General features: G+C 41.6%; 2 protein-coding genes. One reads left to right on the top strand and one right to left on the bottom strand.

Annotation, left to right across the window (positions count from 1 at the left end; translation table 11 throughout):
- Positions 1-207: hypothetical protein (locus tag ACESK1_RS13195; RefSeq protein ID WP_372920635.1), on the top strand; the 207-nt coding region annotated here is incomplete at its 5' end.
- Positions 208-510: 303 nt separating this feature from the next.
- On the opposite strand, the gene ACESK1_RS13190 is transcribed toward ACESK1_RS13195, so the two are convergent.
- On the bottom strand, positions 511-1,989 hold a 1,479-nt coding region (locus tag ACESK1_RS13190; protein ID WP_372920634.1), incomplete at its 5' end, for a cystathionine beta-synthase.

The following is a 1,989-nucleotide window of genomic DNA, read 5'->3' as shown; positions in this document are numbered from 1 at the left end:
AAAGGCGAATGGCATGCCGATCTTTCCTGGGATTATACCGGGGCGGTAGATATTTACAGAAATGGCACGCCCGTGAAATCAGGTTACACCGGAAATGGTGCTTATACAGATGCAACAGGAATGAAAGGTAGCGGCTCGCTGAACTACAGAGTTTGTGAAGCGGGAAGTACAGCTAATTGTTCTGAGGAGGTGACGGTGGAGTTTTGATGTTATTTAGGATTCAAGATTTCAGTTTCAATATTAATTCTTCATTTTGGAGGGCAGTGCATTTCGGATGTGCCTGCCCTTCTTTTTTTCACGCAGAGACCGCAAAGGGGTTCGCAAAGAGCGCGAAAACCTTGAACTTTTAATGTTGTGAAGTTGTGAAGTTGTGACGCTGTGACCTTGTGACGAGGTAAAGCTGTAATTTAATTAGCTCATCTATTTTCTTTTATACAGAGACCGCAAAGCCATGCGTAAAAAGCGCAAAAATCGTTGAACGCTGAACGCTAAACACTAAACACCAAACCCTTAAATTTGTTTCACGAAATCTAAAAAGACTTTTTTATGATGTTCAAGATCCAGATCTGGCGAAACTGAAACCCGGGCGATATAGTCTTTATCGTCTTCTTTGGTGGTTCCCTGAGTAGAGGTTGCGGGGATAGTCCAGTAACATCCTTTTAGCTGCCCGTAGCTCACACAGTATTTACTTTCCTCAGGGATTTCTGTGATCATCATATCGATCAGTTTCTGATTCAAGGCTCGTTTATAAGTTTCCCTTTCTTCATCGGTATTGCCTTTGGTTGGAAGATCTAATGAAAACACAGAGGGGGTAAATCCTTGCTGAGCCAGTTCTTCTGAAACAAAATTGATCTTCGCCTCCGGTAAAGTCTGCCTGATAAAGTTTACAAATTCCCGGGTGTTATTATAAGCATCTATGATCCTTTTATTCATGGATGGTAATTGTTTTGCTAATATTTCAACCTGAAGATCTGTAGCCTCGTTATCGCAAAGGATAAGATGCTTTTCTATTTTTTCCAGTAAAGCTTCAGCTTTATTATTTGCTACACAATAACCGGCAGTAACTTTTCCTCCACTTGGAAATTTTGATCCGCTCACATAGGAAATGCTTCTTATCCCGGAAAGGATTCCATCATCAGCCAGGAACTGCACATTCGGACAAAAGGTTTGATCTAAAATAAAGACGGGATCGATAGCAGCATCACCGGTTGCGGTTTTACGTTCTTTGCTTAATACCTCTTTTAATTTTGTGAGATCCGGAACTTCCACTCTCGGGTTGGTCGGAATTTCAGCGATAATGTAAGGGACAGCATCTTCCCCGGCGACTTTATCCAAAACCAGATCAATACTCTGAACCATATCATTATCCCCGTCAACAAGTAGATCCACCACTTCAACATTCTCAATGCAGGCAGCTACCCGTCTTGCCTGGTCGTTTGTTCCGCCATAACAGTTTGGAGGAACAATAATTTTGATTGCTTTTCCAGGATGTTTTTCCAGGGCATCGTGAATAAGTCCCATCATAATCGCATACTGAATAGATAATCCGCTGGAAGCCAGTAAAGCTTCTGTATGGGTGCCGGTTATCTCTTTAATAGAATCCAGGACAAGGGCTTTGTTTGCCTCTGCATTGCTTTTGTCTCTATCTGAAGAAGACTTCCCTGTTAGTTGTTGCAAGGCAGAAAAACAATCGGCCGGGGTCATCGCAATGGTCTCTCTTCTTCGAACATGCTGAATTTCTGAGATATAAGTTTCGTTTTGCTCACCATTTACCAGTAAAATACTTCCCAGATGAGGGTAAATACTAACCAAAAAATCAATATTTGGGATCAGGCGAACTTTGCCCAATTCTCCTTTCTGTGAAATAAATACTGTACTCCCGTTAAACTCAGGAATCGCTTCTGCGTTCTCAACCTGTTTTAATTCAAAATTATATCCGTATACTTTTTTTAGGGCTTCAGCATCAAAATATTCCGGTAATTCCCCGGT

It is taken from the genome of Salegentibacter sp., assembly GCF_041642575.1.
Classification (GTDB): Bacteria; Bacteroidota; Bacteroidia; order Flavobacteriales; family Flavobacteriaceae; genus Salegentibacter.
Note: the sequence above shows the minus strand (reverse complement) of the source record. Positions and strands in the feature narration are given on the sequence as shown.